This is a genomic window from Paraburkholderia hospita (genome assembly GCF_002902965.1).
GTDB classification, from domain to species: Bacteria; Pseudomonadota; Gammaproteobacteria; order Burkholderiales; family Burkholderiaceae; genus Paraburkholderia; species Paraburkholderia hospita.
This window is the reverse complement of the sequence record NZ_CP026106.1, coordinates 1,044,858-1,067,632: the sequence shown is the minus strand read 5'-3', so window position 1 is coordinate 1,067,632 and position 22,775 is coordinate 1,044,858. Positions and strand designations below refer to the sequence as shown.

General features: G+C 59.8%; 15 protein-coding genes and 3 pseudogenes. 11 read left to right on the top strand and 7 right to left on the bottom strand.

All coding sequences use genetic code 11. From position 1 onward, the window contains the following. Positions 1-45: 45 nt before the first annotated feature. A pseudogene (locus C2L64_RS23205) lies at positions 46-620 on the top strand (IS6 family transposase); the annotation flags it as partial. Between the two features lie 102 nt (positions 621-722). Beyond that, complete coding sequence (locus C2L64_RS23200) at positions 723-917, top strand: hypothetical protein (RefSeq protein WP_007590010.1); 195 nt, start codon at positions 723-725, stop codon at positions 915-917. A 196-nt stretch (positions 918-1,113) separates the two neighbouring features. Here C2L64_RS23200 and C2L64_RS23195 read toward each other — a convergent pair. After that, positions 1,114-1,451: pseudogene (locus tag C2L64_RS23195) on the bottom strand (transposase); the annotation flags it as partial. A gap of 986 nt (positions 1,452-2,437) precedes the next feature. On the opposite strand from C2L64_RS23195, the gene C2L64_RS23185 reads away from it, so the two are divergent. The 7 genes from C2L64_RS23185 (at position 2,438) to C2L64_RS23155 (ending at position 11,678) form a co-directional block, all read left to right on the top strand. Further along, positions 2,438-3,127: an alpha/beta hydrolase family protein gene (locus C2L64_RS23185; RefSeq protein ID WP_007590013.1), complete on the top strand. Its 690-nt coding sequence runs from the start codon at positions 2,438-2,440 to the stop codon at positions 3,125-3,127. Between the two features lie 655 nt (positions 3,128-3,782). Further along, positions 3,783-4,565: a PadR family transcriptional regulator gene (locus C2L64_RS23180; RefSeq protein ID WP_007590021.1), complete on the top strand. Its 783-nt coding sequence runs from the start codon at positions 3,783-3,785 to the stop codon at positions 4,563-4,565. 33 nt (positions 4,566-4,598) lie between these two features. Then, positions 4,599-5,417, top strand: coding sequence for a siderophore-interacting protein (locus tag C2L64_RS23175; RefSeq protein ID WP_007590023.1), 819 nt, complete (start codon positions 4,599-4,601; stop codon positions 5,415-5,417). Between the two features lie 25 nt (positions 5,418-5,442). Further along, positions 5,443-6,699, top strand: coding sequence for an MFS transporter (locus C2L64_RS23170; protein WP_007590025.1), 1,257 nt, complete (start codon positions 5,443-5,445; stop codon positions 6,697-6,699). 1,113 nt (positions 6,700-7,812) lie between these two features. Further along, positions 7,813-9,423, top strand: coding sequence for a sugar ABC transporter ATP-binding protein (locus tag C2L64_RS23165; RefSeq protein WP_009769546.1), 1,611 nt, complete (start codon positions 7,813-7,815; stop codon positions 9,421-9,423). Continuing rightward, a complete protein-coding gene (locus C2L64_RS23160; protein ID WP_009769547.1) occupies positions 9,420-10,418 on the top strand; it encodes an ABC transporter permease in 999 nt (332 codons plus the stop codon). The genes C2L64_RS23165 and C2L64_RS23160 overlap by 4 nt, the downstream gene beginning before the upstream one ends. 117 nt (positions 10,419-10,535) lie before the next feature. Further along, positions 10,536-11,678: a substrate-binding domain-containing protein gene (locus C2L64_RS23155; protein WP_039901865.1), complete on the top strand. Its 1,143-nt coding sequence runs from the start codon at positions 10,536-10,538 to the stop codon at positions 11,676-11,678. Between the two features lie 62 nt (positions 11,679-11,740). Here the strand turns inward: C2L64_RS23155 and C2L64_RS23150 are convergent, their stop codons facing one another. The 3 genes and pseudogenes from C2L64_RS23150 to C2L64_RS23140 form a co-directional block, all read right to left on the bottom strand. Beyond that, positions 11,741-12,661, bottom strand: coding sequence for an EAL domain-containing protein (locus C2L64_RS23150; protein ID WP_081498919.1), 921 nt, complete (start codon positions 12,659-12,661; stop codon positions 11,741-11,743). Between the two features lie 176 nt (positions 12,662-12,837). After that, positions 12,838-14,263, bottom strand: a pseudogene (locus tag C2L64_RS23145) (heavy metal sensor histidine kinase). A gap of 100 nt (positions 14,264-14,363) precedes the next feature. Continuing rightward, on the bottom strand, positions 14,364-14,978 hold the full coding sequence (locus C2L64_RS23140; RefSeq protein ID WP_085954640.1) for a hypothetical protein: 615 nt from the start codon (positions 14,976-14,978) through the stop codon (positions 14,364-14,366). Between the two features lie 1,083 nt (positions 14,979-16,061). Between C2L64_RS23140 and C2L64_RS23130 the strand changes: the two genes are divergently transcribed. Next, complete coding sequence (locus C2L64_RS23130; protein WP_051058267.1) at positions 16,062-16,814, top strand: MipA/OmpV family protein; 753 nt, start codon at positions 16,062-16,064, stop codon at positions 16,812-16,814. A 335-nt stretch (positions 16,815-17,149) separates the two neighbouring features. Here C2L64_RS23130 and C2L64_RS23125 read toward each other — a convergent pair whose 3' ends face one another. The 3 genes from C2L64_RS23125 to irlR form a co-directional block, all read right to left on the bottom strand. Beyond that, entirely contained in the window at positions 17,150-18,310 is a 1,161-nt protein-coding gene (locus C2L64_RS23125; RefSeq protein WP_009769554.1) for a porin, read from the bottom strand. A 371-nt stretch (positions 18,311-18,681) separates the two neighbouring features. Further along, the gene (locus C2L64_RS23120) at positions 18,682-20,097 is read right to left on the bottom strand and encodes a heavy metal sensor histidine kinase (protein ID WP_009769555.1); all 1,416 of its coding nucleotides are present in this window, start codon (positions 20,095-20,097) and stop codon (positions 18,682-18,684) included. 442 nt (positions 20,098-20,539) lie between these two features. Then, complete coding sequence (irlR, locus tag C2L64_RS23115; RefSeq protein ID WP_009769556.1) at positions 20,540-21,223, bottom strand: heavy metal response regulator transcription factor IrlR; 684 nt, start codon at positions 21,221-21,223, stop codon at positions 20,540-20,542. 228 nt (positions 21,224-21,451) lie between these two features. Here irlR and C2L64_RS23110 point away from each other — a divergent pair, with 228 nt between their 5' ends. Next, a complete protein-coding gene (locus tag C2L64_RS23110; RefSeq protein WP_009769557.1) occupies positions 21,452-22,702 on the top strand; it encodes an IS701 family transposase in 1,251 nt (416 codons plus the stop codon). Positions 22,703-22,775 lie beyond the last annotated feature (73 nt).

Below are 22,775 nucleotides of genomic sequence, written 5' to 3'. Positions count from 1 at the left end.
GGACCTTACAGAATGATGTGAACGACAATGAAAGCGCTTGTTCCGATAGCCGAACGCGGAATCGCGGTCGATCATTCGACCGTGCACCGATGGGCGATCAAGCTTCTGCCGGTGCTTGAAAAGGCGTTCCGCCGCTGCAAGCGCCCGGTCGGCAAGAGCTGGCGTGTCGACGAGACCTATGTGAAGGTCCGGGCACATGGAAGTATCTCTACCGCGCCGTCGACAAAGGCGGCAACACGGTTGACTTCCTGCTGCGAGGCAAGCGGGACAAGGAAGCGGCGCGACGGTACTTCGAGAGGGCCATCGATCAGAATGGCGCGCCCAAAACCGTAACCATCGACACGAGCGGAGCCAGTCTGGCCGGGCTGCACGCGGTGAACGCCGAGCGTGAGACGCCCATTAAGATCCGTCAGACCAAGTATCTCAACAATATCATGGAACAAGACCACCGGGCGATCAAGCGCCGTACCCGGTCCATGTTCGGATTCAAGGATTTTCGCTGTGCCCGCATCTTGTTGAGCGCCATTAAACTCATGCATACGATCGCCAAGGGGCAGATGAACGACGCAGGAAAACTCAAGCCCTCGGTCCCCCAGCAATTCTACTCGCTGGCGATATAAGCAATCCTCATCATATCGTTGTCGCTCGCCCAGATCGCCCTACCGCGACACCCATTAGTCGGCCGAAGTCAAGGTACGAATCTTCCCCATCGCCGGATTGCCATGACGATGAAAATAAGCATCGTCATGGCAATCTGGCGAAATTCCTTCCATTATCCCCTGTTGCGGCTGCCTGCAGGGGCTGGTATCGCCTCCGTTTTCTCTCAGATGGTTGCGAACCGGATCGCACCAGACACCCATCGGGATCAAGCGATCGGCGATGAATTGTCGACCGCCCTGGCGGCGGCGCCGCCTTAGAGAAACGTTGGTGCCAGACAAGGTCCTATGGGTTTCAGAACCGTGGCTGTTGCCTGCGCAACGCCAGTCAAGCGTGGCTCATTGTCTGGGCGACCGGTCATCTGCAAACAGGAGGCGGAGCAAAAAAGGAAGACCCAATCAGAACCATGGCTTTTCACCAGTCGCGGTACTGGGCTCGTTCCCTTCGCACCGCCTTTTAACCAAAGCAGCGCTCTACGTCAAAGGGCTTGTGTGCTCTCGAAGCATGTGATAGCGGGCGCGCGCCAGCTTGTGCGTCAGCGCCTTGATCCCAACAATGCTGTTACGTGCGCGTTTCTTGCGCTCGTAAAAGCGCCTGGCTTCGGGGCTCGAACGTATGGCGAAGTTGGCCGCCTCGACAAATGCCCATGCCAGATAGTTGTTGCCGTTCTTTGTGTTGCCTTCGCCTTTCTTCCTGCTGTTGCTTTCGCGCCGGCTGTCCACACAGCGGCGGTACGAACTGAAATTGCCGACCCCGGTAAAGCGCGAGATGGTTCCGGTTTCCACGCTGGCTGTAATTCGACAAACGCCCGGCGATTTGACCGACCAGGAAAAGCCGATGATTGCCGCGTCCTTCGGAGGAGACGTATTGGCCGCCGAAGGGCAGGCGTTCAGGCAGATACTCGGCAATCTGCGGCCTTATGACCTTATGACCTTATGACCTTATGACCTTATGACCTTATGACCTTATGGCCTTATGGCGGTGTATTGTTTTCGATCGCCGCCGCCATTGCGGTTCCCGAGTATTGGCTGCGCAGCTCGTTCGCTCAGCGTGACTGACATCGGTACGATCGGTCGCCATGTGGCCGTTCCGAATGCGGTCGGGTTAATTAATAATCTTGATCAGCGCGAGGACGGACCCCAGGCGAAGCTGGAGTCAAAACGCGATCACCGGTCGCGCTTATTGGTACAGCTGCGCTGTGCCTGCTGCGGCTTACGTCTGGATCGCTCGCGTTGTCGTCCGGGCTGTGTTCATCGCGTGCATGAGAGGCCGTTGTTCGAGCCAAGCGGCCGCTTGAATGACAAAGTCGGTGCTTCGACGAACGGCTGCTCATGGCCGGGTTGAGGCGGTGCCATCCGCAATTCGCTCGCCGGAGAGCGGCCCTTCAGCAAGGGCGGACGAGGTCTGGGCCATCAAAACTGGGCGACGACCTTGGGCGGCCGCTCATGGCCGAACCCAGAACTTTCTGCAGCCGGACATGCTCTTCCAGAGAGGCAGCTAAATGAACAAATGAACTGCCCTTCAAGAACTTCCTTTGACGCTGATTGCAGTGTCGTAACAGCTCGCTGACAATGATGCAGGCGTGCAATTACGCCGTCGGGCTTGCGGTCGTCAACCGACACATCGCGCCTGCGGCGCCGTTCACGATTGGCGCGCGCTCCATGGATCGGCTGGCAAAATCCGCCTGCGCAATGCCTTGCCGGACGTCGCCACAAACGCTCCCCGATGCCTCATTGATGCAGAATCGGCGCAATGGCCACAACGAGACGACCTGAATACGATGAACGACCCAGAATCGCTTTCCCTGGCACTGCCCGACGGCACTAAGGTCTCTGCGCTCCTCCGAGTGCCGGAGGACGCGCGAGCCCTGTATGTCTTCGCGCACGGTGCCGGGGCGGGCATGCAGCATGCCGGCATGTCGTCATTGGCCGACGCGCTTGCGGCGGCCAATGTCGCCACATTGCGCTACCAGTTTCCGTACATGGAGCGGGGCTCCAAGCGGGTGGACTCGCCGGCCGTGGCACATGCTGCCGTTCAGGCGGCCGTCGCAGAGGCCCGCCGGCGGCTGCCAGCCCTGCCACTCTTCGCGGGCGGCAGGTCGTTCGGCGGCCGCATGACCTCCCAGGCCCAAGCCATCTCCCCGCTCGACGTGCGTGGCCTCGCTTTCGTCGCGTTCCCGCTGCACCCGGCGGGCGCACCCGGCGTGGAGCGGGCAAGGCACCTGACGGACGTCACGGTGCCGATTCTCTTCCTGCAGGGCACGCGCGACAAGCTGGCCGAGCTTCCCCTGCTGAGGTCGGTCGTCGAGACGCTGGGGCCGCGCGCCACGCTGCATGTGGTGGACGACGCAGATCATTCGTTCCACGTGCGCGCGTCCTCCGGCCGGACCGACGCGGAGGTCGTGCTCGAACTGGCACGGACGATGTCGGCGTGGTTCTTCGCCGAAGGAGAGTTCGTGCCCGTTACCTGAGCAAGCGCAGGAATGCTTGTAGCAGAGTCGGGACGGCGAGTCGGCGAACTCGCCGTGCTGCACTCGCCCGCTCATTCCCTTCGCTATCCGCAGATGGTCGGTCGCATAGCCACGATAAGCGACGCCTGTCGCGTCAGCGACGTTTTCCCAGCGCCGAGTGAGTGAATTTGTCGGATCCGCTCGCGGTGATCCGCCGCGGAGATCGCGGAGGGCATTTGCTTTGATTTGGCCGACACACTTCCGATGTCGGCGCCGATCCGTGAGTGATCGCTCAGGGATGCGGGCGGAACCAGACTGGCAGAGCGTCGAACGACGCGCATTGGCCCGTCACTGTCCGACGCGGTCGCCCGAAACCGACCCGATCCCGCCGCTCGCGCTGGTGCGACATCAACGGCTGCTCAGGAATGCCAAACCGGCCAGTCACCACGAGTTGCTCAATCAGGACATGAAAATCAATTCGATGGGGCAAGATGTAGATTGCGACATCCGTTATCGATCATTTCCGCCTTGCTGGTCGGCCGGCTCTCGGCAAAAGCAGCCTCATGTTATCCGTTACCTGTTTCAGGAAAAGCATGTTCGCTACGCGATTTGGCTTGACGAACTATCTTTAGATATATATCTTACGATACATCTTAAGACATTCGGAGATGCCGACATGCGCCATCACCATCATCGTTTTTCCCGTGACTTCACCCGCGACGCCGACTTTGCCCGCGATCCCGCGTTCTTCGGCTTTTACGAACGCTTCCAGATGTTCAGAGACGCGATCGGCCGCCATCAGCGCGGCGGCGGCCGGCACGGCGGGCCATTCGGCGGCAGCGCCGGCGGTCCGTTCGGAGGCGGCTTCGGCGGAGGATTCGGCGGCGAAGGCGACGGCTTCCCGCGCGGCCGCAAGTTCACGTCCGACGATCTGCAACTGCTGCTGCTCGCGCTGATCGACGAACAGCCGCGCCACGGCTACGAGCTGATCAAGGCGCTCGAAGCGCGCTCGAACGGCTTCTACACGCCGAGCCCCGGCATGGTCTACCCGGCGCTCACCTATCTGGAAGAACTCAGCTATGTGACCGTGCAGCTCGAAGGCAACCGCAAGCGTTACTCGCTCGCTGACGCCGGCCGCGAGTACCTCGCCGGCAACCGCGAGCGCGCCGACCTGATGCTCGCCAAGCTGTCGCATATCGCCCGCAAGATGGATTCGGTGCGCCGCGCGTTCGCCGGCGAGGGCCAACAAGGTGAAGCAGGCGACGACGCGGGCGAATACGGCGGCTGGCTGCCCGAGTTCGTGCAGGCGCGGCGCGCGCTGAAACATGCACTGCTGTTGCGCGACAACGCATCGCCGGACGAACAGCGGCGCATCGCGGCGATCCTCGCGCGCGCCACGGCCGAAATCGAAAGCAAGCCGCGCGAAAACGGCGGCAAAACGTCGGGCGAACCCGCTTAACGCCGTCGATCCACGACATTGAGAGAACACCTTATGCAAGCAACCCGAACCGATCTGACCGTGACGCGCGTGCGTCATCCGCTGAAATTCCGTCTCCTGCAAGTGAAGAACGTCGAGGCCGTCACGCCGCATCTGATCCGCGTGACGCTGACGGGCGACGATCTGCACGACTTCGTATCGGCATCCTTCGACGATCATCTGAAAGTATTCTTCCCCGCGCCCGGCGAAGACAAACCGACGCTGCCGACAGCGGGCCCCGACGGCCCCTTGTTCCCCGCCGACCGCCCGCGCCCCGTCGCGCGTGATTTCACGCCGAAGCGTTTCGACCGCGACGCGCGCGAACTCGAGCTGGAATTCGCGATGCACGAAGCCGGTCCCGCCGCCGAATGGGCGGCGCAAGCGAAGGCCGGGCAATACCTCGGCATTGGCGGCCCGCGTGGCTCGTTCGTGGTGCCGACGGGCTTTGACTGGCATCTGCTGATCGGCGACGATACCGCCCTGCCCGCCATCGGCCGGCGTCTCTCGGAACTGCCGCAAGGCGCGCGCGTCGCGGCCGTGATCGAAGTCGCCGATCCTTCCGCGCGCATCGAGTTCGATACGCAGACCGATCTGTATATCGAATGGCGTTATCGCAGCGAAGGCGCATATCGAGGCGCAGAGTTGCTTAAAGCGGTGCGCGAAACGTTCCTCCCAGACGGCGAAGGCTACGTGTGGGCAGCGGGCGAAGCGGCAACGATGCGCGCCGTGCGCTCGCTGCTCGTCAATGAACGCGGCATCGACAAATCGCGTATCCGCGCGTCGGCATACTGGAAACAGGGCGAGCAGGCAGTCCACGAAAATCTCGACGACTGACGCCTCAATCAAACGGAGCCATGCATTGCTCTCATTGAACGAATCACACGAGCGGCGCCTGCTGTGGCTGCTCGCGCTTACGCAGTTCACGATCATCATGGATTTCATGGTGATGATGCCGCTCGGCCCGCAGATCATGCACGCGTTCGAGATCTCGCCTGCCCGGTTCGCGACGGCCGTCTCGGCGTACTCGTGGTGCTCCGGGCTGTCGGGCTTGCTGGCCGCCACGTATATCGACCGCTTCGACCGGCGGCGTCTGTTGCTCGCCATCTACGCGCTGTTCGCGCTGTCGAACCTCGGCTGCGCGCTCGCGCCGAACTTTCCGCTGCTGCTCGTGGCGCGCGCGTTCGCGGGCATTACGGGGGGCGTGCTTGCTTCGGTGGTGATGGCGATCGTCGGCGACGTGATTCCCGTCGCGCGGCGTGGCGCGGCGACGGGCACGATCATGACGGCCTTCTCGCTGGCGGCGATTGCGGGCGTGCCGGCGGGCGTGATGCTTGGCGCGCATTTTGGCTGGGCATCGCCGTTCGTGTTGCTCGTCGTGCTGTCCTGTGTGATCTGGATGGGCGGTTGGCGCATGGTGCCGTCGCTGACCGAGCATCTGCAGAGACAGCGCGTGCCGCTCGCGCAGGTGTTGCCTGATTTGTGGCGGCTGTTCGCGAATCCGCGGCATCTGAATGCGTTTGCGCTGACGTTTGTCGTGATGGTCGGGCACATGCTGGTGATTCCGTTCATTGCGCCGACGCTTGTCGCGAATCATGGTGTCGCGCCTGCGAATCTGTCGTGGCTATATATGGCGGGCGGCGCCGCTACCTTCTTCACGTCGCGCCGGGTTGGAGAGCTCTCCGATCGCTTTGGCAAGAAGCGCGTGTTCCGCATCGCTGCGTTGCTGTCGGTGTTGCCTGTGCTGTTCATTACGCATCTGCCCGACCTGCCGTTTTACGCGATGGTGCTGTTCTTTCCTGTGTTCATGGTCGCGTTGTCGTCGCGTATGGTGCCGATGCAGGCGCTGCTCACGACCGTTCCGGCACCGCAGACGCGTGGTGCGTTTCTTAGCGCGAACAGCGCGGTGCAGGCGATGGGCACGGGTTGCGGGGCGTGGTTCGGCGGCCTGCTGCTGACGACGACCGCGCAGGGGCAGATAGCGGGTTATGGGACGGTTGGATGGCTGGCGGCGGCTGCCGCGGTGCTGGCGTGTGTGTGGATTGGGCGCCTGAGCGGCGCGGGTGATGCCGCTGCGGTGAAGCCTGCGGCGGGCGTTGAGGTGGTTGGCGAGGTGTGACGGTGGCCTTTTGCCCCTGGGCGGGGCGTGCTCTCGTTACGCGTTTGCGTTTGTTGTTCGCTGGTGTCTGCGATTTGCCTTCGTGATTCATGCGGTGCGCCTGGGCGGGGCGGACGGTTTGGTTTTTTTGCCTTTGCGCTGGCATGCGCGCTTTGCCTTCGTGGCGCGGGTGGTTTGGTCTGGCTTGGTCTGGTCTTTCGCTGGCATCCGCGCTTTGCCTTCGTGCTTCACGCGTCGCCCCTGTGCGGGGCGGCACCTACTTTTCTTTGCCGCCGCAAAGAAAAGTAGGCAAAAGAAAGCGGCTAACACCGCTAGATCTTCTTCCTGCCTGAGGGCCCCCAACTGGTCCCACGCTTCATACGGCAACCACGTGACTCATGTTTGTTGCCAACGCTTTGAATTGACGCCTCACCCGCTTCAGGCACCCACGTTGCAGCATGCCGTGCCAGATAGTCCACCGCCGCCCAGGTGGCAAACTGTGTGTAGGCCGTAGCGCCACACACGCCTCACTTCGGTCCCGATAGCGCACGCGTTCCACGTTGTAAGAGCACTAACGTGTACGACGCGACAACCTACACACAGTTTGCCACCTGGGCGGCACCTACCATTCGCTGCCGGTAGCCCGTGCACGGGTATTCGAAGCGGGTGAGGCGCTCATTCAGCGCGTTGGCAACGCACGCAGACAAGGATGTTGCCGTGTGAGGCATAGGACCCTTTGGGGGCCCTCAGGCAGGAAGAAATGTTGGCGGTGTTAGCCGCTTTCTTTTGCCTACTTTTCTTTGCGGCGGCAAAGAAAAGTAGGTGCCGCCCCGCACAGGGGCGACGCGTGAAGCACGCTAACCAATCGCGGATGCCAGCGAAAGACCAGACCAAACCAGACCAACCCGTCAAAACCACCAAAACCCTAACAGCAAAAGCCCGCCCCGGAGGCCAAAAACGAAACAATCATAACAACTTCCGATACGATTATTTCAACCCTCCAAGAAATCCCTAATAATACAGAGACCAAATGTTATTGACGCACCATATCCATGATGCGAAGATCACAACACACACACCGCGATTCAATCGCGAAACATAAGAATTCGTCATACCGACGAAGGAGACTCCAGGATGAGTGAGCCGGTTGCGGTCGCGGCCGCTTCATCGCCCCGTGTGCCATTGATCCGCGTTGCAGGCGTCACCAAGAAATTCGGTGGCGTGCAGGCGCTGCGCGGCGTCAACCTGGAAGTCCTGCCGGGCGAAGTCCATGCGCTGCTCGGCGAAAACGGCGCAGGCAAATCCACTCTCATCAAGATACTGAGCGGCGTCCACACGTACGACGAAGGCTCAATCGAAATCGCCGGCCAGAAGGTTGCATTCGAATCGCCAGCGAAATCGCGCGAGGCAGGCGTTGCCGTCGTCTATCAGGACCTCAGTCTCGTCGAATCGCTGTCCGTCGGCGCCAATCTGATGCTCGGGCGCGAGCCGCGCACGCGGCTTGGCTTCGTCAGGCAGCGCGAACTGATGGCGCAGGTCGGCGCCTTTCTGCGCGAACACAATATCCCGCTCGATCCGCGCGTGCCCGTCGATTCGCTGCCGTTCGCGTACCGGCAAATGACGGAAATCTGTAAAGCGCTGATGGGCGACGTGCGCGTGCTCATCCTCGACGAACCCACGTCCGCGCTAACGGGCGGCGAAGAACAAATTCTCTTCGACGCGATCCGCACTGTGACGGCGCGCGGCGTCGGTGTGATCTACGTGACACACCGGCTGAACGAGGTGTTTCGCATTTCGCAGCGCGTGACCGTGTTCCGCGATGGTGCCAACGCCGGCCATTTCGCCACGGCCGACACCGACATGAAACAACTCGTCGCGGCGATCGTCGGCCCGCGTCATGCTGCGATGCAGGCCAGACAGGAAACGACGACGGGCGCGTCGGCGCAAAGCGCAGCAGCACAAACAGCAGAGCAAACTGCAGCACAGAGCACACTCGATGCTCCCGTGCTGAGCCTGTCGAACGTGAGCAACGCGCGTTTGCATAACGTGAATTTCGCCGTGCGCAAGGGCCAAGTGCACGGCCTTGCGGGACTGATCGGCAGCGGCCGCACCGAGATATTGCAGACCATCTTCGGCCTGCTGCCGATCGACGCCGGCGCGATCGAGCTCGACGGCCAGCCGCTCGCTGCACGCCGCCCAGGCGACGCAATCCAGCGCGGCATCGCGCTCGTGCCGGAAGACCGGCATCTGCAAGGACTCGTACTAGATCATTCGATCGAACGCAATCTGACCTTGCCGCGCCTGCCGCAGTTTTCGCGCGGCGGCTGGTTGCGCGCGCAAGCAGCAGCGCAACAGGCACGCACGGCGATGAAGCAGCTTTCCGTGAAGGCGCCCGACGCATCGACGCACGTGAAATTTCTCTCCGGCGGCAACCAGCAGAAAGTCGTGTTCGCCAAATGGAATCATCCGCGGCCGAAGGTGTTGCTGCTCGATGAGCCGACCGTCGGCGTCGATGTCGGCGCGCGTGAAGAAATCTACGGCGTGGTGCGCGACGCGGCGCGCGCGGGCACGGGCGTCGTCGTGGTGTCGTCGGATCTGGACGAGCTGTTGCGGCTGTGCGACCGCATCTCCATCGTGGTGGACGGCTCGATCGTGCGAACCGTCGAGCGCGCGCAGCTACGCACCGCCGAAGAACTGCACCATCTCATTCAACTTCCCCGGCCTACCGAAGAGCTTGCAACATGAACGAGTCAGTTTCGCCGATGCCCGCAGAACAACAGGCCATTCAGCGTCACGGCCGCGCGCGGCGCATTGCGCGGCGTCTGCTACAGGGTGATCGCCCGTACATGCTGTACATCGCGTTTGCAATCCTGCTGGTGGTGTTCAGCTTTGCGTCGCCGTGGTTCCTGTCGATCGACAACTTCCTCAATATCGGGCGGCAAACTGCCCTCGTGTCGATCATCGCGATCGGCATGACGTTCGTGATCATCGCGCGGCAGATCGATCTGTCGGTGGGGTCGGCGCTGGCGCTGTCGGGCATGTCGGCCGCGCTTGCGATGTCGCACATCAGCGATAGCTGGATCGTCGGCGCGATTGCGGGCATCGGCACGGGCGCGATCGTCGGCGCGATCAACGGCTTCGTCACGACGCGCCTGAACATTCCTTCGTTTCTCGTCACGCTCGGCACGTTGAGCGCGGCGCGCGGCCTCGCGTTGATGGTCACGACGACACGCCCCGAGATCATCACTAACGACCACTTCATCGCGATCTTCGGCGAAGGCGATATTGCTGGCATCCCCGTACCAATCCTCTGGACGCTGCTCGCCGTGATCGGCGGCATCCTGCTGCTGCACTACAGCGTGTTCGGCCGGCAGATCTACGCGGCAGGCGGCAACCCGACAGCGGCACTCTATTCGGGCATCAACATCCGGCGCGTCACCACGCTCGCTTTCGTGCTGACGGGCGTGCTTGCCGGTCTCGCCGCGCTCGTGCTGTCCGCGCGTTCGCATGCGGCGCGGCCTGACGTCGTGCAGGGCATGGAACTCGACGTGATTGCGTCCGTCACGCTGGGCGGCTGCAGTCTGTTCGGCGGACGCGGCTTCATTCTCGGCACGCTGCTCGGCAGTCTCATCATCGGCACGCTGAATAACGGCCTTGTGCTGCTCGGCGTGAGTTCGTCGCTGCAACTCGTCATCAAGGGCGTCATCATCGTCGCGGCTGTCGCATTCACCCGCAAATGAGCATCGAGCGGTGAGAGTCAATCGGCCTTTCGCGCATGCGGCGTTGCGCGCGAGGCCACAAAGGGCAATTCCAAAAACGGCAGGAGACGCAGTACATCACGACCAACGGAGGAAAACATGAACGATCGTCGTGTATCAGGAGCGAGGCTGGCGAGTGTGGTGGCGGCGACTGCGCTGGCCATCTGCTGTTCGCAGGCGTTTGCGCAGGCTTGCACGAGCCTGCCTGCGAAGTCGATTGGTCCGACGGGCATCGTCGGGCAGGGACCGAATGGCGAGAAAGCGGCATCCGCCGATGCCGTCAAACTGACGGATGCCGAGGCGGCAAAGGTCAAGGCCGGCAAGTTCAAGGTCGGCATTTCGATGCAGACGATGAACCTCGACTGGTCGCAACTGCAGGTCGCCGGCATCACCGATACGCTGAAGAAGTACGGCGTCGAGGTGATCGGCACGGCATCGGCCGAGTATCAGGTCGACAAGCAGATCGCCGACATCGAAAACACGATCCAGCGCCATCCTGACGGCATCATTTCGATTCCCGTCGACGGCACGGCGACGGCTGCGACCTACAAGAAGGTCTCGCAGGCAGGCATCAAGCTCGTGTTCATGGACAACGTGCCGACGGGCCTCAAGCATCCCGAGCAATACTCGGCGATGGTGTCGGCAGATAGCGAGGGCAACGGGCAGATCGCGGCGAAGGTGCTCGCATCGTGTGTGCCGAAAGGCGGCACGGTCGGTCTCGTGAACTTCGGCGTCGATTACTTCAGTACGACGGAGCGCACGAAGGCCGTCAACGAATGGCTGAAGAAGAATCGCCCCGACATCAAGGTCAAGCAGGTCGCGTTCACGGACCCGTCGAAAGTCGGCCAGATTGCGGGCGACTTCCTCACCGCGAATCCCGATGTGAAGGGCGTGTTTGCCGTATGGGACCAGCCCGCACTCGATACGCTCACGTCAATGCGCGCGCAAGGCATCAACACGCCCGTGACGACGGTCGACCTCGGCCTCGAATCGGCAATTGAAATAGCCAAGGGCGGTCCGCTCAAGGCGACGGGTTCGCAGCGTCCGTATGACCAGGGCGTAGCCGAAGCGATGGCGATGATGAAGGCGCTGATCGGTCAGACGCCTCCGGCGTGGATCGGCGTGCAATCGCTGCCCGTCGTGCAGTCGAACGTGCTCGAATCGTACAAGACGGTGTTCAAGAAAGATCCGCCGCCGCAACTGGCCGATGCGTGCAAGAAGGCAGCGCCTGCTTGTGGATGATGAATTGAATACGCTTTAGTACGTTAGCGTAAGAGCGAAGCCTTTGCGGGCTTCGCTCTTTTTTATGGCGCACGCAGCAGCTGCAAGCGTGGAGAACTGGCGCAACGCCTGCGTTCATCCCGCTTCCCTGATTGTGCATGTTGCGCTAGCCACGGTAGCAGTTCGGCAACAGGCATGGCTTTCGCGAAGTACCAGCCCTGTCCGTACTGCACGCCTTTGCGCAGCAGATACTCGGCCTGCGCCGCCGATTCGATGCCTTCGGCGACGATTTCCATTCCCAGGTCGTGTGCCATCGCGATGATGTGCGGCGCCACCACGCAGCTGGCGTGAGCATTCTCGACGGGATTGACGAACGCCTTGTCGAGCTTCAGGGCGTCGACGTGGAATGTCCCCAGATAAGAAAGACAGGAATAGCCAGTCCCGAAGTCATCGATATAAACAGGATGCCCCGCCCATCTGAGTGCAGCAATGACGCTGCGCGTCGCGTCCGGATGCATGAAGCCTCTTTCAGTGGCTTCGATGCCCACTTGCGAAGCGCGGACGCCCGTCCATTTCAACGCTTGCGCGAGAACATCCAGAAAGCGGACGCTGCGAAGATCGTCGCTGCCCACATTGATCGAAACGCGAAACGACCGGTCCGCGCTCAGTACGCAGGCCAGGTCATCAAGACTCTTGTGGAGCACGAGATCGGTCAATGGTCCCATCAGCCGATGCTGTTCGGCCACGCCAACAAAGAGCTCCGGCGAGATCTCCTGTCCATGCAGCCGCCATCTGAGTAGCGATTCGACACCGACGCATTTGTTGTCGGCGAGCCTGATTACAGGCTGATAAGACACCTCCAGTGTTTTACGGGCGATGGCCAGCCTTAGCTGCTCGGGTAACGCGAGTTCGGAAATCATAAAATCGTGCGATTGACAGGCAGAGTACATAGCATGCCGTCCAGTCGCTGCTCTTCCATGACGCGGACATGATAAACGCGTCATGGTCGGCAATCCGGCGCAGCAGAATCAATTGGCAAACCGTGCGAACAAGCGCCAGAAAAACACCGGGATCACCGTTCAAGCACTCAGTGGTAACAGTTGATTGACAACGTGGCGCTCACGGCACGCCTTACTGGCTCGATGCCGGATGCGAAAAGCGCGCCACCTGTATCAAGAATTCAGAACGCGCTGGCGGCGCCGGCACCCGGGTTCACGTCAGCGTGCGGAAAGCGAAGCCAGAACGTAGTGCGCACACCCGGACAGCTTTCCACACCGCATTGGCCACCATGGCTTTCCATGATCGATTTCACGATCGCCAGGCCGAGGCCCGTTCCAGAGCCAAGATTGTGCCGCGACGGATCGACGCGGTAGAACCGTTCAAAGATACGATCGACGTGCTCTCCCCCAATGCCCTGGCCCGTATCCGTGACGGCGATTTCCGCTGTACCGCCTTCCTCGCGGCACTTGACGAAAATAGTCGACCCGCGAGGCGCATGAGCGAGCGCATTGGAAAGCAGATTGCTCAACGCACGCTGGAAAAGCAACAGGTCCGCGCGAACTTCGGGCGCGCCCGCTCAACTCGATGGTGACTCCCGCATCGGATGCCATGGGCTCGTAGTAGCCCGCGACCCGTTCGGCCTCCACTACGGCGTCAAGCCGGCAGACCTTGACTAGCGTGTGCGCCCTCTCCGACCGTGCAAGGAAGAGCATGTCTTCGATCATTCCCGACAGACGCTGGTACTCCTCTACACTCGACTCGATGACGTCACGGTATTCCTCCGTGCTGCGCGGCAGCGACAGCGCCACCTGCGCGGCTGCCTGCAGATTCGTCAACGGCGTACGCATATCGTGTGCGAGGTTCGAAGAGAACTGGCCGAGTCGCGTAAACGAATCGTCCAGCCTTTCCAGCATGCCGTTAAAAGCATGCTCCAGTTCCTTCAGCTCCTCCGATGTATCGAATCCCGACAAAGGTTGCGCGAGACGGCACGACGACATCTCCTCTGCGTACGAGACGAAGCGTCGAAGCGGGCTGAGTCCGAACACGGCAATAGCATAGGCAAATGCCGCTGCGATCCCCACGCCCACTACTTCGATCAGCGCGATCGTCCATGCATGCGCGCGCAAAGAGGCAAGGTTGTCCGATTTGTCGTACTGGACCACGACACGCACAGAAACACAGTCTGATCCCGCGAGCCGCGCCAGCGCGGTGATATAGCGAAACCTCGCGCCTCTGGTATCGAACGCAGCGTTCTGGCGACCCGGCGGCAGGTCGCGGAGCAGTGCAAATGGCTGAAAACCGCTCGTGCTGACAAGACGGTTTCCGGTCATATCGTAGATGGCCATATCTATGTTCTGATGGCCATCCATCTGATCGGTCCAGATATGAGGATGGTTCGAGATGTGGCTTGTCGCACGCACGCTCGCGAGATCGACCTGCAGTGCCTCTAGCGTGGCCTGCATATGACCGCCTGCCGCCATGGACATACGGCTGCGCAAGGCCTCGTAAAGCGCGGCGCCACTCAGCGCCAGAATGACCGAGGTCGAAAGAAAGATCAGAGCGGTTAATCTCGCCCCCAAAGTTCGCGGCAAGAATCGATTGTTCATCGGTTTCGCAATTGCTTCGTTCTTATCGATTTCATCCGTGCCGCGAACGTCATTGTCATTGCGTGTCCATACGCTGCTTGCAGGCTCGCGCTAGTGTGCGCTAACGCACGTTAATGGGCGTCACCCGTGTCGCATAAGCCGACACAAACACGGCATGGACGGTATCGCCCACTTTCAAAGTCTTGAAATCGATATCGGGACCGACTACGAGCGTGACTGTCCGATAGGCGCCTCGCAACCGCATCTCGCGCTTCCTGGCGTCCATATCCAGCACTGTGGCCTGAACCTCGACCTGGCGCGCGGCGCTGTATCCCGACGGTGTCGACTGATACACGCTGGAATCGACACGTTTGCGAATCCCCTTGTCCGCGCCCGCGATCTTGTCAGCGGACACGAGCAACGCGTTTTTGTAGAGCACTTCGACGTTATCGCCCACGCGGAGCTGATCGAAATTTTCGACCTGCGGCCCCATCGCGACATCGATGTCGCGCCCCTTCGGACCATGCAGAGTAATGATGCGCGAAGCACGGTCGATATCGGATATCCGGGCCTTGATCTCAACGGGGGGCGCTGTGGCGAGAAGCGCCTGCACCCGCCCGGTGAGTGCGGATTGCTCTTGCGCACCCGAAGCGGGTTGAGCGATCTGCGCGATAGCCCACGGTGCAACGCCCATGCTAACGATAACTGCCACTGCCAACCTTGTAGCTTTACTCATCCGCATTTTCCTGTTTTAAAGGGATTCATTTGTCGAGGTAAATCACCCCGGTTTATTCCGACATCGGTTCACGCGGCACGCGCCAGGCAACTTTCCCTTCTCGCCTGACATCACGAGCGCCATCGCATCAGGTTGGCCTGGCTCAGAGGGTGCGTTGCGCATCGTGCGTTCACGCTGTGTCGACGGAACTCGAAGGGCAATCCTGTTCCCTTCCTTCCCGGCGCAGGGACGCCACAATCAGAATCGCGACAATTGGTACGGCAACGGGAAACAGAAGAACGGCACCGACGCGACCGGCGAGTTCGCAAACATCGATAGTCAACCCCACGATGTGTGTGCGGATCGAGCGCCAAAGACTGCGGTCGACCAAGAGGATCGGGATCACCCTGGCCGTATGTATCAACACATGGCAATAACTCATTGGCAGTTCCTTGGGTTCTCTTCAGGTTCTCACGGTCAGCTCGGCCATAGGAAACATAACCAAACGATGTCTGAGCTTCTATATCGTTTTTTTGGAGTCTGCAACGAAATCTAGAAGGCGTTTTTATCACGACTCACAGCTTCAACTTCAAGTAACAGTCAAATCTTTGACTAAACATAAATTTCATCATTCTAATAAAACTCCATATCGAAAAATGACCAATACGGACGGCTCATTCTTTGCAACAAAGGTAGAGTAAAAATTCCTGAACAATGCGCGGCGAAAAACTCCTCTGGCAAATAGATTTCATGTCGTTTCATTCTTTCAAATATTTTCTATTTAGTAAGCATGCCTATTCACTCTTGTCACATCTCATCATCTCGCCCGGAGGCTACGTCATGAACTGCAACTTCACTTGAGATTTCCACCTTTGAAGACGAATACCGACGCTTGATCTTATCCCCGGCCACCCGTACTGCCCGCCGTCACCACAGCTATCCGCAACGGCGCACCGACCCTGCGTTCAAGCAGTTGCCATAACCGCAGTTGCTGCGCACCTGACAAGTCGCGACGCACAGATGCCGCACCCCCACATGGATGTCCAGACGTTCGACCGCCATTGTCGGTTCTGACCTTCCTACCGATTATTCAAGGAATTATTCATGCGATATCTCCACGTCGCAGCCGCGCTAACCATTGGCGCGGCCATGGCGACCCCACCCAGACCTGCTTACCCGGCCGAGACCTCGCTTGGCGCGCAAGTCAATGTCATGCCCAAATACGACGGCGCGGCATCGTACCGTGCACTGCCGTTGCCTTTGTTCGCCTATGACAATGGGCTTTTTTTCGTTTCCGGGCTCTCAGCCGGAATACGCTATCCGCTCGGAGCCGGCATTTCGACGGGTTTGATTGCGCAGTTCGACTTTGGGCGGGACGCCGACGACTCATCGCGCCTTACCGGAACCAATGACATTTCCAACACGGCCCGCGTTGGCGCGTTCGTGGATTGGCGTCACGGCAAGTGGCACGCGTCGCTCAACGCGCTGCAGGCGACGCACAGTGGATATGGTCTGAAAGTCCGTCTCGCGGGTGGTTTCACCGCTTTGGCGACGCCGAAAAACACAGTTAATCTGACAGTGGGTGCGACTTTCGGTAACGAAGATTATATGAACACCTATTTCGGCGTTACCGGGCAGGAGTCGCTTGCAAGCCAGTCGAGGCTCGCCGGATATTCGCCCTCGGCGGGCATCAAGGGTGTCGACGCCAGCGTCACGTGGAAGCACCAGCTCAACCCGCATTGGAGCACGGCTGCCGTGCTGGGTGTGTCCAGTCTGGTGGGTGATGCAGCGGACAGCCCCGTCGTCGAACACAAGGCTGCTATCTTCGGATCGGTAGGTCTGGCGTACCGGTTCTGATTCCGTCGCTGCGGTATGCATGTGCTAGCAGATGCATACGGACATTCATGGGCGCAGTCCGGTACTCGGGCGGCTCAGTTTCAATTCACCTTCCTGAAAGGCGCTTGCGCGCACATCGTCCCGCTGCGCAGGTTCGGCCCGCAACGCATCGACCTGAAGCTTAACGGTTCGTGAACGGCTTCGAACAGTACTCTGCCTGCATTTCCAGGCGGGCCTTCGCCGTCGTTCTACCTGACGAAGGCCCATGAGCCATGCGAGTGGATCTCGACTTCACGTTCCCCTCGCTTCCCAGAGGGCAGACAACGGATTGCGCTATCGGCCCGATTTCCCTTCGATCAGAAGCGGTGACGCAGTCCGATCGTTGCTGCAACCTGGTTGTTGGTTGACGACGGCGACAGCATGTTGATGGATGCCACGTTCGCGATGCCGTTACCGTTCGCGTCATAACCGAGCGAGCCGGAAGCATGCTGGTACACGCCCGCCAGGTACACGTCCGTACGCTTGCTGAGCGAATAGTCCGTACCTAAAACGAACGTGTGCCACGTCGGCGAATTGCTGCTGTTGCTGCCTGTCACCGTGCCGTCAGTGAACGTGTAAGAGCTGACGACTGCCAGTGCCGGTGTTAGCCTGTACTGGCCGTTGATCTCATAGTTATCAAGATGCAGGTTCATCCCCGTAAGACCGGGCAGTGCAGCGCCGCCACTCGACAGGCTCGCGAGACCGTCGATCTGCGAGTGCGTCCACACGAGACCAACCTGTGCCGGGCCGAATGCGTAGGTGGCGCCCAAACCGTAAGTACGCTGAAGCGTCGCCGAAATGTTCTGGCTTGCCGACGCCGCGCTGTTTGCGCCGCCCAGCCCACCCGAGTTATTCGACTGTGTGTAACCCGCCGCGACGTTCAGCGGACCTGTACCGTACCTGGCGCCCAGGCTCCACGTGCGGCCGTTCGCAAAGCCATTCGCGTCGTTGCTGAAGCCATACATGCCGCCGAACTGGATGCCCGCATAGTTCGGGCTGGTGTACTTGACCGCATTTTTGGTCGAGTACGTCTGCGCCAGGTTGTCGTTGTCGAACGGATGGCCGGCGAGATTGTTGCCGAAGCCAGCACCTGCGGCCGACAGCGGCCCGAGATACTCCGAAGTCGAGTCGTATTGACGTCCCAGCGTCACAGCGCCATACGCGTCACTCTTCAGGCCCACGAAGGCTTGACGGTTGAACATATCGTCGCCGTCATGAAAACCCCCGTTGTTCAGATCAAAGCCGCTTTCCAACGTAAAGATGGCCTTCAGCCCGCCCCCGAGATCCTCGGCACCGCGCAAGCCAAAGTAGTTGTTCGACAGGTTGCCGCTACCCTGCTGCCAGACACTCTTCCCACCGACGTTGTTCGCATAGGTGATGCCCGCGTCGATCGAGCCATACAGGGTAACGCTGCTCTGTGCTTGCGCACTCACCGCAAAGGCACCCACTGCGCAGGCGAGAATGATATGTTGTTTCATGCTTCAAACTCCTAAGTACATGGAAATCTCCCGACCGCTGATAAAGCATAAGCAATCGGTAATCTGACGAATCAGATTGCTGAGTATTCCATCGATTTGAAGCACTTTCGTTTTAGTGTGACACCCCAGTACATCCCCGAAATAGAACTGCTACGTGACCAAAACGCATAGAAGATTGTTTTCAATAAAATAAAAGATCAGAGTGCGCTTCGATATCGGGTGTTCGCCATTGTTTTTGTCTCGCAGAAACCACGTCTGGATGATTCGTGCATGGATCAATAATGTCAAAACTTGCCTCTCCCACGTGCCGTGTCCGAGATTTTCGCTCTATCATCAAAGCAACCACACGCCATGCCGCGCATCAATCAGGTTTAGCATGAGGGTGAACCCACTGTCTTTTCCCGTAACACGAACCGTAACCAGAATGTCGTGCCGACGGCAGGATCACTTCTCACACCGCACGATCCGTGGTGCAAATCCATGATCGATTTGACGATGGCAAGCCCGAGTCCTGCACTGCAGGAAATGGCGTTTCCCCGGGTCGGATCGGCGCGGTAGAAACGTTCGAAGATCCGTTCCACATGCGGCGGAGCAATCCCTGGGCCACGATCGGACAACAGAACCACTACCGCGCCCGGCTGCTCCCAACATTCAATGTCGATAGTCGAATTGCGTGGCGCGTACGCGATCGCATTCGCGAGCAGGTTGCTGACCGCGCGCTGATACAACAGCAAATCGGCATGGATGATCCCCTGCCCGCGGACGTCGATGGTGATATCTGCCGCTTGCGCCAATGATTCGTAAAAACCGGTGACGCGACGCGCTTCCGCCGCCGCGTCGAACTCGCAGATCGATAGCGACAGGTCAGCTCGCTCTGCGCGCGCAAGAAATAGCATGTCGTCGATCATTCGGGACAAGCGCTCGTATTCGTCTATGCTCGATTCAATCACTTCGCGGTATTCGGGCGCAGCACGCGACTGCGCGAGAGCGACCTGAGCCGCTGCTCGCAGATTCGTGAGCGGGGTGCGTAAATCGTGTGCAAGATTGGAAGAGAACTCGCTCAAGCGTGTGAACGACTCGTCCAGACGCGCCAGCATACCGTTGAACGCCTGTCCCAGTTCCAGCAGTTCATTCGAGCTGGTGAGCTTCGGCAACGGTTGCCCAAGCCGGCTGATCGACATCTCCTCGGCTCGCGTGACAATGCGGCGCAGAGGGCTCAGCCCGAGCATCGTCACGCCGTAAGCCGAGATTGCCGCAAGCAGAATGCCGACCATCTCCGTGATAAAGATGATCTCTGTGTTCGACCTTACCAATTCGCGCTCTTCACTGCCGTCGTACTGTACGACGACACGGACAGCCGTGCTGTCACGCCCGTCGAGCGGCACGATGGTCACGAGATATCGTAACGCGGTAGTGGGTGTGGAAAGAGTGACAGGATTGTGGGGCGTCTGTACATCCAGAACCGGTGAGTAGTTGCGAAAGTCGCGCGTCGCCAGCAGGTCCTTACCTGCCATGTCAAAGATAGCGAATGCCATGTACTCGCGCCCATGCACGTGCTCCTTCCAGGTATCGGGATCGCGAGTAATCCCGGCCGTCGATTTCAGCCCGGAGAGGTGAACCTCGAGAGCCGACATCACTTCTACCATCTGGTCGGCGGCATTCGCTTCGACACGGCTCATCATCGCTTCATAGACCGCGAATCCGCTAATCGCGAACGCAATCGATGCATAGAAAACGATCAGCACGGTGAGCCGTACACGCAGGCTACCCGGCAAATAACGAAGCATGATTAGCTGTCGCCGGCTATTGCCGCGAATTGCAAGCCGTGACGCGACAGGCTGCCGATATTGCGCCCGCGTCTTTCCGCCAGCATGCACAGGCTGTCCACCTCAGAATTCCGCATCCGCGACACATTTGAATTCCCTTTCCAGTGACAGACAGGTGCCCGGTCCAGCCACTCACCTTGCCATCCGGCATCGGTCGATTCCTGATGGTGCAACGACTCGCGCGGGCGGCTCACATTCGATACCCATCGCAATGCCAACCTGGCCCTCGGTATTCGCGCTGTCGACGAGAGAATAGTACTGCGCCCGCTGCGGCCATGTGATTAAGCACGCCGACAGCAGGGGCAACTTTGAGAAAGCACAAAAAATTCGCGATACATATCAGGCACGCGCTTGTCCGCACAACGGCTCTATTGAAATCTCCTATGCGTGCTTCATGAGCGAATCACGGTGTCACCTGGCTTCGGACTTCCAGAACGTAGCCCATGCCTCTGACGGTATGAATCAGCCTGGACTCGAAAGGGTCGTCCAGTTTGGAACGCAGGCGGCGGATGGCCGAATCCACCACGTTCGTGTCGCTGCTGAAATTCATGTCCCACACTTGTGACGCAATGATCGCGCGCGGGAGGATTTCCCCTTCGCGTCTCATCAAAAGCCACAGCAGCGCAAACTCTTTTGCCGTCAACAGAATGACTTTTCCCTGTCTCGTGGCCTTACGACGTGTGAGGTCGAGTTCGAGGTCGGACACTCGGAGCGTGTTCGAATCGTGCTGCCGCGCGCGACGAAGGATCGACTTTACGCGTGCAGTCAGTTCAACAAAATCAAAGGGCTTCGGGAGATAGTCGTCAGCACCGAGTTCCAGCCCCCGGATGCGGTCTCCCACGTCGTCTCTCGCGGTGAGAAAGAGAACCGGCGTCGACTTGCTGCGTCTGAGATTCTGCAACAGCGTCCAGCCGTCTTGCCCTGGCAGCATCACATCCACGATGAGCAGGTCGTAGTCCTCCGTTTCAGCCTGATGCTGCCCGGAAATGCCGTCCTCCACCCAGTCGGCGACATATCCCGCTTCCGTCAAACCCTTCCGTAGATATAAGCCCGTCTTGCCCTCGTCTTCGACAATCAGAATTCGCATTACCTGTTACCTCGTTTGAATCACTTGCAGTCCGAAGCTCCTCCGGCAGGCGCACAACGATATCAAAGCGACGGTTTCCCTGGAAGTCTGTCCGCGCTTTGCCGTTTTCCACATGACTTACGCCGCGTCAAACATGACAGGAATGTCATGTTCGCCTCATGCAGACGCAGCACTCAAGCGTCAAGCTACCTGAGTCTAACTGGCGTCCAATGAAGCTATTTCAATGCAATGAGTACATCGCAACGGTTTGACGAATACCTGGAACATCTTTCTCAAGGATTCCGACACAAGCATCATATTGTCGGCCTGCGTGACTATTGCACGGGACTGATGCGACCGTTGGAGCGAAAGAGCACCAATGCCATTGCGGAAAATCTTCAGCCCGCGCGCGCGGAAGCAATGCGTCAGGCGCTACATCATTTCGTGGCAAGAGCGCCGTGGTGCGATGAGGAACTGCTGACACAGGTCGCCCGCTGGGTGACCCCGCAAATGGCGGGTCTGTCCCGGAGCGGCTGGTGGATCATCGGCTGTAACACTTTTCCGAAGCGTGGCAGCCAGCCAGTGGGCGTCGCGAGACAAAATCACGGAGCATCGGCCAGATATGACAAATGTCAAATTGCCGTGAGTGTTTCGCTAGCCTGCGAAAGTGCCAGTCTGCCTGTCGGCTGGCGGCTGTATCTGCCGCGCGCATGGGCCGACGATCCGATCCGGCGCAGGAAGGCAGGCGTCCCCGCCGACGTGCAGTTTGCGACCAGGCCGAAACTTGCGCTTCAACAGATCGAAAGGCTGCTTGCTGCGGGATCGCCCTCACGCCCCGTGCTCGCCGATGTCGGCTACGGAATGGATCCCGACTTCAGGCAAGGGTTGATCGACCTCGGACTGCCGTACGTATTGGGTGTCACGTCGCAAGCACGCGTCTGGCGCCCACAAGCCGAATCGCTACCGTCAACGGGATACAGGGAAACGGGACGCCTGCCGTCGCAGACGTGGCGTACGGCCGGGCACTACCCCATCAGCGTCAGAGCACTGGCCATGGAATTGCCTGCGCACGCGTTGCAGACGATCAGCTGGCGTGAAGGGAACGGCAATCTGAGAAGCAGCCGCTTTGGCGTGGCGCGGGTGCAGTATGCCGACAGCTACGCATGCTGGTCGCGACTGCAGCCACTGCAATGGCTGCTATTGAAGTGGCCGCTGGGTGAGCCGGAGCCTGTCAGATACTGGCTTTCGACGCTGCCGGAAGACACGTCGATCAATGAACTCGTCTCGGCCGCACATTACCACTGGCGCACCGACCGGGACCACGAGGAACTTCGGCAGGATTTCGGACTTGACCACTATTCGGGCCGTGGCTGGAGAGGATTTCATCATCACGCCACGCTATGCACGGCTTCGTATGGTTTCCATCTCGGCGAACGGCTGGCGAGTGAGCGGGACCTGGCTTCCCGAAGGCTGTCAATCTACCCGGAACCTGGCGTGTGATACGGGTCACTTCGGGCATCGAGAGGCCCTGTCACTACCTGGAGCATTTTCTTTCGAAAATCTAACCAACAAC

Coding starts and splice junctions, on each gene's coding strand:
- C2L64_RS23200 (WP_007590010.1), top strand. CDS start 723: ATGACGATGAAAATAAGCATCGTCATGGCAATCTGGCGAAATTCCTTC.
- C2L64_RS23185 (WP_007590013.1), top strand. CDS start 2,438: ATGAACGACCCAGAATCGCTTTCCCTGGCACTGCCCGACGGCACTAAG.
- C2L64_RS23180 (WP_007590021.1), top strand. CDS start 3,783: ATGCGCCATCACCATCATCGTTTTTCCCGTGACTTCACCCGCGACGCC.
- C2L64_RS23175 (WP_007590023.1), top strand. CDS start 4,599: ATGCAAGCAACCCGAACCGATCTGACCGTGACGCGCGTGCGTCATCCG.
- C2L64_RS23165 (WP_009769546.1), top strand. CDS start 7,813: ATGAGTGAGCCGGTTGCGGTCGCGGCCGCTTCATCGCCCCGTGTGCCA.
- C2L64_RS23160 (WP_009769547.1), top strand. CDS start 9,420: ATGAACGAGTCAGTTTCGCCGATGCCCGCAGAACAACAGGCCATTCAG.
- C2L64_RS23155 (WP_039901865.1), top strand. CDS start 10,536: ATGAACGATCGTCGTGTATCAGGAGCGAGGCTGGCGAGTGTGGTGGCG.
- C2L64_RS23150 (WP_081498919.1), bottom strand. CDS start 12,661: ATGACGCGTTTATCATGTCCGCGTCATGGAAGAGCAGCGACTGGACGG.
- C2L64_RS23140 (WP_085954640.1), bottom strand. CDS start 14,978: ATGAGTAAAGCTACAAGGTTGGCAGTGGCAGTTATCGTTAGCATGGGC.
- C2L64_RS23130 (WP_051058267.1), top strand. CDS start 16,062: ATGCGATATCTCCACGTCGCAGCCGCGCTAACCATTGGCGCGGCCATG.
- C2L64_RS23125 (WP_009769554.1), bottom strand. CDS start 18,310: ATGAAACAACATATCATTCTCGCCTGCGCAGTGGGTGCCTTTGCGGTG.
- C2L64_RS23120 (WP_009769555.1), bottom strand. CDS start 20,097: ATGCTTCGTTATTTGCCGGGTAGCCTGCGTGTACGGCTCACCGTGCTG.
- irlR (WP_009769556.1), bottom strand. CDS start 21,223: ATGCGAATTCTGATTGTCGAAGACGAGGGCAAGACGGGCTTATATCTA.
- C2L64_RS23110 (WP_009769557.1), top strand. CDS start 21,452: ATGAGTACATCGCAACGGTTTGACGAATACCTGGAACATCTTTCTCAA.